5 protein-coding genes are annotated in these 7196 nt (G+C 69.2%); 3 read left to right on the plus strand and 2 right to left on the minus strand.

The genetic code is table 11. The features are described 5' to 3' along the window. Positions 1-149: 149 nt before the first annotated feature. Complete coding sequence (locus D6682_06460) at positions 150-1283, plus strand: 8-amino-7-oxononanoate synthase (GenBank protein ID RMH50634.1); 1134 nt, start codon at positions 150-152, stop codon at positions 1281-1283. Here D6682_06460 and D6682_06465 read toward each other — a convergent pair. Continuing rightward, positions 1264-2709 (minus strand): HAMP domain-containing protein, encoded by a 1446-nt coding sequence (locus D6682_06465; GenBank protein RMH50635.1) that lies wholly within the window; start codon positions 2707-2709, stop codon positions 1264-1266. The genes D6682_06460 and D6682_06465 overlap by 20 nt on opposite strands. An 11-nt stretch (positions 2710-2720) precedes the next feature. Further along, the gene (locus tag D6682_06470; protein RMH50638.1) at positions 2721-3650 is read right to left on the minus strand and encodes a branched-chain amino acid transaminase; all 930 of its coding nucleotides are present in this window, start codon (positions 3648-3650) and stop codon (positions 2721-2723) included. On the opposite strand from D6682_06470, the gene glnD reads away from it, so the two are divergent. After that, positions 3552-6353, plus strand: coding sequence for a [protein-PII] uridylyltransferase (gene glnD / locus D6682_06475; GenBank protein ID RMH50636.1), 2802 nt, complete (start codon positions 3552-3554; stop codon positions 6351-6353). The two genes, D6682_06470 and glnD, sit on opposite strands and share 99 nt — an antisense overlap. A 16-nt stretch (positions 6354-6369) precedes the next feature. Next, a partial coding sequence (locus D6682_06480) for a hypothetical protein (protein ID RMH50637.1) occupies positions 6370-7196 on the plus strand: 827 nt, incomplete at its 3' end.

Below are 7196 nucleotides of genomic sequence, written 5' to 3' on the forward strand. Positions count from 1 at the left end.
CAAATCCGGAGGTTGCGCATGCAACCGACGGATTTGTAAGGAGATCGAAGACCGCGCTCTTCGATCCCCGTCAAGCAAAAAGCCCACGGACGGACTTTTTGCAGTGTGATCAGCATGACGGTTTCGCAAGACAGGAAGGCGAACAGCCCATGGACGGGCTTGTTGCGTTCGACCCGGCCATAACCCTCCAGGACCGATGGTTCGCCCCGCCGCCGGCCGATGCCCGCCGCAGCCTGGAACCGCACCGGGGGCGGCAGGGGCTGGTCTGCTTCTGCAGCAACGACTACCTCGGCCTGCGCGACCATCCGCAGGTGGTCGAAGCGGCCGCAAGGCTGCTCCACGCCAGAGGGGTGGGCAGCGGCGGATCGCGGCTGATCAGCGGCGACCATCCGCTGTGGCACCGGTTGGCCGATGAGCTGGCCTGCTGGCTCGGGTTCGAGGCCGGGCTCACCGTCGGCAGCGGCATGCTGCTCAACATCGGCCTGATCCAGGCGCTGGCCGACCGCCACACCGCCCTCTTCTGCGACCGGCTCAACCACGCCTCGCTGATCGACGGCGCCCGCCTCTCCGGCGCCCGCCACCACCGCTTTCCCCACCGCGACTACGACGCGCTGGAGGCGAGGCTGGCCCGCTGCCGGCAGCCACGGCGGCTGATCGTCAGCGACGGGCTGTTCAGCATGGATGGCGACTGCGCCGACATCCGGCGGCTGATCGAGCTGGCCGAACGCCACGACGCGCTGCTGCTGATCGACGACGCCCACGGCATCGGCACCATGGGCGGTGACGGTCGCGGCGTCACCACCGGCGCCGGCGGCCATCCCCGGCTGGTGCTGGTCGGCACGCTGGGCAAGGCCTTCGGCGGCTACGGCGCCTTCGTGCTGGCCCGAAGGGCGCTGATCGACGGATTGATCCAGCGCATGCGCACCCTGATCTACTCGACGGGGGCACCGCCGCTGCTCGCCGCGGCAGGGCTGGCCGCGCTGGCCCGAATCCGCGAGGGCCACGAGCGCGCCCGGCTTGCCGCCAACATGGAGCTCTTCGCCCGGCTGCGCGGCGTTGCGGTGGAATCTCCGATCATCCCATGGTCGATCGGCTCGGATCGGGCGGCGCTGGAGGCGGCCGACATCTTGCGGCGGCACGGCATGGAGGTGGTGGCCATCCGCCCGCCCACCGTGCCGCGCGGCACCGCCCGGCTGCGCATCACCCGCACCGCCCGCCACACGCCGGAGCAGATCGCCGCGCTCTCTCGCGCGCTCGACGCGCTCAGGCCCGCGGCAGGGTGATGATGAACTCCGCCCCCATGCCCGGCGCGCTCTCCGCGCGGATGGTGCCGCCGTGGGCCTGGATGATGTGTTTGCAGATGGCCAGCCCCAGCCCCGCGCCCCCCTCGGAGTGACGCCGCGCGCGGGAGTCGTCGGCGCGGAAGAAGCGGACGAAGAGCTTCTCCAGATGCTCCTCGGCGATGCCCGGCCCCTCGTCGCGCACGTGGATGAAGACCTGCCGCCCCTCGGCGCGGGCGTGGAGGTAGATGCTCGAACGCCTCGGCGCGTATTTGTAGGCGTTGTTGAGCAGGTTGTAGATCACCCGCTCCAGCTGTCGCTGGTCGCCGTTGACCCGCAGACCCTCGGCGATATCCATCTCCAGCGAGATCTGCTCGCGGGCGAAGAGGATCAAGTGGTGCTGCCCCACCTCCTGCAGCAGCAGGGTGAGGTCGACCGGCTCCTGCACCAGCTCGAGCTGGCCGGCATCGGCGCGGGCCAGGGTGAGCAGATCGTCGACGATACGCTGCATGCGGCCGATCATCTCCAACTGCTGCCGCAGATGGGCCTGATACTCCTCCACGCTGCGCGGATGGCGCAGCGCCACCTCCACCTCCCCCTTGAGGATGGTCAGCGGGATGCGCAGCTCGTGTGAGGCATCGGCGGTGAAGCGCTTCTGGGCGGAAAAGCTCGCCTCCAGTTCATGGAACATCCTGTTGAGCGCCTCCTCCAGCGCACGAATCTCCGGATCGTCGCCGCGCGGCTTGAGCCGGCGGCTCAGATCGCCCGCAGCCACCGCCCGGGCGGTCCGCACGATCTGGCGCAGCGGGGCGTAGGCGCGGCCGGCCATGACATAGCCGACCCAGCCGCTGATCACCATCGACAACAGGCCGAGCCCCCCGCCGAGCAAGTAGATCCACTGCATCACGGTACGCACGTCCTGCGTGCTGCGGCCGAGCATCACCACGCCGTAGAGCCGGTCTCCGAGGTGGACCGGCATCGACACCACCCGCATGTTGGCCTTCTTGAGCAGGGAGTCGGTGGAGACGAAGGTGGTGGTCTCGTCACGCAACGCCTCGGCCAGCGCCATCGGCAGACGATCGCCGCCGTGGCGCAGCAGCTGCCGGTCGCTGGCGAAGACCACAGCGCCGTCGCTGCGCACCAGTTGGAGCGTACCGGGGAAGTGGCGGGCGAACTGGTCGAGGTGGAAGGGCCAACGGCCGATCGGAGTGCGCTCCATCTCGTCGACCAGCGTTCGACACTGCAGGGCGATGCGCTCGTCGATCTCGCGGTAGACCTGATAGGTGACCAGCCAGTAGATCAGCACCCCGGCGAACAGCAGAATGGAGAGCTCGACGGTGATGTAGGTCAGCGCCAGACGGCCGCGGAAGGTACCGAAGATGCGGCGCAGCAGGGGAAGGCGGGCGGTCCGCGGCCGCCCGGCAGGCATCGTTCCCGGCTTCACCCCTCCCCGACGAAGGTGAGCCAGTGGTGGCGCTCGCTGTCGCGGCCGCGCACGGCGTCGAAATAGGCCTCCTGCAGCGCGCGGGTGATCGGCCCCGGCTTGCCGGCGCCGATGGCCCGCCCGTCCACCTCGCAGATCGGGGTCACCTCGGCGGCGGTACCGGTGAAGAAGGCCTCGTCGGCGATGTAGACCTCATCGCGGGTGATCCGCTTCTCCACCACCCGAATCCCCCCCTCGGTGGCCAGCTGGATGATGGTCGCACGGGTGATGCCGTCGAGCGCGGAGGTGAGGTCGGGGGTGTAGAGCACCTCGTCGCGCAGGATGAAGACGTTCTCGCCGCTCCCCTCGGCGACGAAACCGTCGACGTCGAGCAGCAGCGTCTCGTCGTAGCCGTCGCGCAGCGCCTCGGTCAGGGCGAGCATCGAGTTGATGTAGTGGCCGCAGGCCTTGGCCTTGCACATCGAGACATTGACATGGTGGCGGCTGTAGGATGAGGTGCGCACACGGATCCCGCGCTCCAGCCCCTCGCCCAGGTAGGCGCCCCACTCCCAGGCGGCGACGGCCACATGGACTTTCAGGTTGTCGGCACGCAGCCCCATCCCCTCGGAGCCGTAGAAGACGATCGGCCGCAGGTAGGCCGAGCGCAGCCCGTTGCGCGCCACCACATCGATCTGCGCCCGGTTGAGCGCTGCGGCGTCGAACGGGATCTCCATGCCCATGATCCTGGCCGAACGAAACAGGCGTGCTGTATGGTCGTCGAGACGGAAGACCGCCGTCCCCCGATCGGTCTCGTAGGCACGCACCCCCTCGAACACCCCCATCCCGTAATGGAGCGTGTGGGTGAGCAGGTGCACCCGGGCATCGCGCCACGGCACCATCGCACCGTCGAACCAGATCCAGCCGTCCCGCTCCGCAAAGTTGACCATTACACGCCTCCTCGAATCGATCGATGGCGCGATGCTAGAGAAAACGCTCCCCCTGTTCGACTCCATCCCCGAACAACGGTACCGTTTGAGCCGATGCCGAGCCCCCAGCCGCCCGCGATCACAGCGGCGGAGATCCGTCGCCGCCTCGACGAAGACCGCGCCGCCATCCGCCGCATGTTCCACGAAGGCGCCGGCGGCCAGGAGATGGCCCAGGCGCTCTCCGACCGCACCGACATCCTGCTCTGCACGCTGTGGCGCAAGCTGGCCCCAGAGCTGATCGGAAAGGTGGAGCTGATCGCGGTCGGCGGCTTCGGCCGCGGCGAGCTCGCCCCCTGGTCGGACATCGACCTCTGGTTCCTCTTCCCCGCCGATGCCGGTGAAGAGGAGATGACCCGGATCCAGCCCTTCCTCTACGCCCTCTGGGATGCGGGGCTGAAGATCGGCTACGCGGTGCGGACGGTGCGCGACTGCATCGCCGCCATGCGCGAGAACTGGCAGACCGCCACTGCGGTGATGGAGGCCAGGCTGGTCTTCGGCCGCGGCGCGCTCTTCGACCAGCTGCAGGAGCATGTGATCAAGTTCTTCCGCCGCCGACGCAAGGCCTTCGTCCAGGCCAAGCTCGACGAGATGGATGCGCGCCACCAGAAAGGGGGCAAGACCGCCTTCCTGATGGAGCCGGACATCAAGGAGGGAATCGGCGGCCTGCGCGACATCCAGACCGTCTTCTGGCTGGCCAAGGCATGGTACGGCGCCGCCGGCGGCGGCAACCTGATCTCCTCCGGGGCGCTCTCCGTGCGCGAACGGCAGCAACTGCTGGCCGCGCAGGACTTCCTCTGGCGCTGCCGTATCGGGCTGCACCTCAACCAGCGGCGCGCGCGCGACCGGCTCAGCTTCGAGCAGCAGATGCGGCTGGCCGAGGCGATGCGCTATGCCGGCGGCGACCGGCCGGCGGTGGAGCGGTTCATGAAGGACTACTTCCGCCAGGCCGGCCGGGTGGTACGCCTCTCCGGCATGATCGTGATGCATTTCGACGAGCTGCTCCATCCCCCCCGCCTCGCCCGCCCCCGCCCGATCGGCGGGGGGCTGACCGAGCGCGACGAACGGATCGACATCGCCCACCAGGCGGTCTTCCGCGAGGAGCCGCTGCGGCTGATCGAGGTGTTCCATCTGGCTCAGCAGGGCCACCGCCGACTCAACTCCACCGTGCTGCGCCGCATCCGTGCCGACGTGTTGCTGATCGACGACGAGCTGCGGGCCGACCCCCGGGCCTACGCGCTCTTCCTGGCCATTCTGCGCCACGAGCGCAACGTCGCCTGGGCGCTCAAGGCGATGAACGACACCGGCGTGCTGGGCCGCTTCATCCCCGCCTTCCGCCGGGTCGTCGGGCTGGGGCAGTTCAACAACTACCACGCCTACACCGTCGACGAACACACCATCCGCACCGTCGGAGAGGCGCGCAACTTCTACCACCGGCTGCGCACCTGCCGCACGCCGCTGGCCTCGGAGGTGGCCGCCCGGCTGCCCCGGCCGGAGCTGCTCTACCTCGCGCTGCTCTTCCACGACATCGGCAAGGGAATGAGCGGCGACCACTCGGAAGAGGGGGCGCGCATCGCCGCCGACTTCTGCCGTCGCGCCGGGCTGGACGCCGCCGCCTGCGCGCTGGTCCCCTGGCTGGTCGCCCACCATCTGGACCTGGCGCGCACCTCCCAGCGCTACGACATCTCCGACCCGGAGGTGATCCACGCCTTCGCCGACCGGATGGAGCGGCGCGAACGGCTCGACTACCTCTACTGCCTCACCGTGGCCGACATCGCCGCCGTCGGCCCGCAGGTGTGGACGGCGTGGAAGGGGGCGCTGCTCGCCGAGCTCTACCAGGCCACCGCTCAAGTGCTGGTCGGCGACCGTATCGATGGCGAGGCGTGGCGGAAGCGGCTGGCCGAAGAGCGGAAGGGCGTGCTGGAACAGGCGACGGATGGGGCGCGTACGGCCGTCGCAGCCGGTTTGCGGCTGCTGCCCGATGCCATGGTACGGCAGTTGACCACGGAGCGGCTGCTGCAGGTGGCCCGCTTCCTCGGCGGGTGCCATGGCGCGGAGCGGGTGGAGACGGTGGTCGAGCGCGAATACGGCGGCACACTGGTCATGGTCCACAGCCGCAGCCGCAGCGGGCTGTTCGCCGCACTGGCCGGCGTGATCAGCGACTGCCACGCCTCGGTGGTCTCAGCCTGGGCCTTCGATCTCGACGACGGCCGCATCATCGACCTCTTCCTGGTTCAGACCATGGAGGGGGGGATGTTCGACCACCCCGGGGACCTGGAGCGTATGCGACGCAAGATCCTCGGGGTGCTCACCGCCGATCCGCTGCCCCGGCACCGGCCGCGCACCGACTGGAAGGTCGATGTGCTGATGCGCCAGGTGGAGCCGAAGGTCGCCCTGCTGCCCCGGGCATCGGCCCGCTTCACCGTGGTGGAGGTGACCGCCGCCGACCGCCCCGGGATCCTCGCCGACCTGGCCGCGGCGATCAACCGGGCGGAGATGCGCATCCACGGGGCACAGATCTCCACCTTCGGCGAGCGGCTGGTCGATGTCTTCTTCCTCGAACGGGCCGACGGCGCGCCATTCGACGAAGCGAGCCGCAGGAGGCTGTTCGATGCGCTCTACCGCGTGATCACGCTGCCACCGGAGGGGGATGCCGATGACACCTAAATGGTTCACCCGACTGTTGCCCAGCCGCTATGACGGATTCGTGCTGGCACTGGGCGGCGGCGGCGGGCGGGGGCTGGCCCACATCGGGGTGCTCGCCGCGCTGGAGGAGCGCCGACTGCGGCCTGATGCCATCATCGGGGTGAGCATCGGCGCCCTCTTCGGCGCCATGTACGCGCTCGATCCCGATGCGGAACGGCTGAGACGACGGGTGCTCGACTTCCTGCGCTCCGATGCGATCGCCAACCTGCAGCTGCCGCAACTCCAGCAACAAGAGGAGCCGTCGGCCTCCTTCCTCGATCGCTGGATGGCGCTGGGGCGGCAGTCACTGCTCTATGTACGGGCGGCGACCGACATCGCACTGGTCGATGCCGAATTGCTGATCACCGTCGCCGACACCCTCTGCGGCCGCCACACCTTCGCCGACACGCAGATCCCCTTCTCCTGCGTGGCGGTCTCCTTCCCCGGCGGCGATTGCACGGTGTTCGACCGGGGCGATCTGGTACACAGCGTGGCGGCAAGCATGGCCATCCCCGGTATCTTCGCGCCGGTGGAGGTCGATGGCACCCGCTTCGTCGACGGCGGGCTCGCCTCGGAGATCCCCGCGCTGGAGGCGCGCCGCCGTGCCACCGACCAGCAGTGTGTGGTGGCGGTCAACGTCGGGGCCAAGCCCTCGGCCTGCGCCCCACACCCGACCCACATGCTCGGCATGCTCGACTGGGCATCGCTGGTCAAATCCTACTACCTGCGCCGCTACGACAAGGAGCACGCCGAGGTGTTGATCGAGCCGCTGGTCGGCGACGTGCAGTGGGACGACTTCTCCCATCCGGAGGACGAGATCGCCCG

This window comes from Zetaproteobacteria bacterium (genome assembly GCA_003696765.1).
GTDB lineage: Bacteria > Pseudomonadota > Zetaproteobacteria > Mariprofundales > J009 > RFFX01.

What these genes read in the sequence shown, in the direction of transcription:
- D6682_06460 (RMH50634.1), top strand. Translation starts at nt 150, where the DNA reads ATGGACGGGCTTGTTGCGTTCGACCCGGCCATAACCCTCCAGGACCGA.
- glnD (RMH50636.1), top strand. Translation starts at nt 3,552, where the DNA reads ATGGAGCGTGTGGGTGAGCAGGTGCACCCGGGCATCGCGCCACGGCAC.
- D6682_06465 (RMH50635.1), bottom strand. Translation starts at nt 2,709, where the DNA reads ATGCCTGCCGGGCGGCCGCGGACCGCCCGCCTTCCCCTGCTGCGCCGC.
- D6682_06470 (RMH50638.1), bottom strand. Translation starts at nt 3,650, where the DNA reads ATGGTCAACTTTGCGGAGCGGGACGGCTGGATCTGGTTCGACGGTGCG.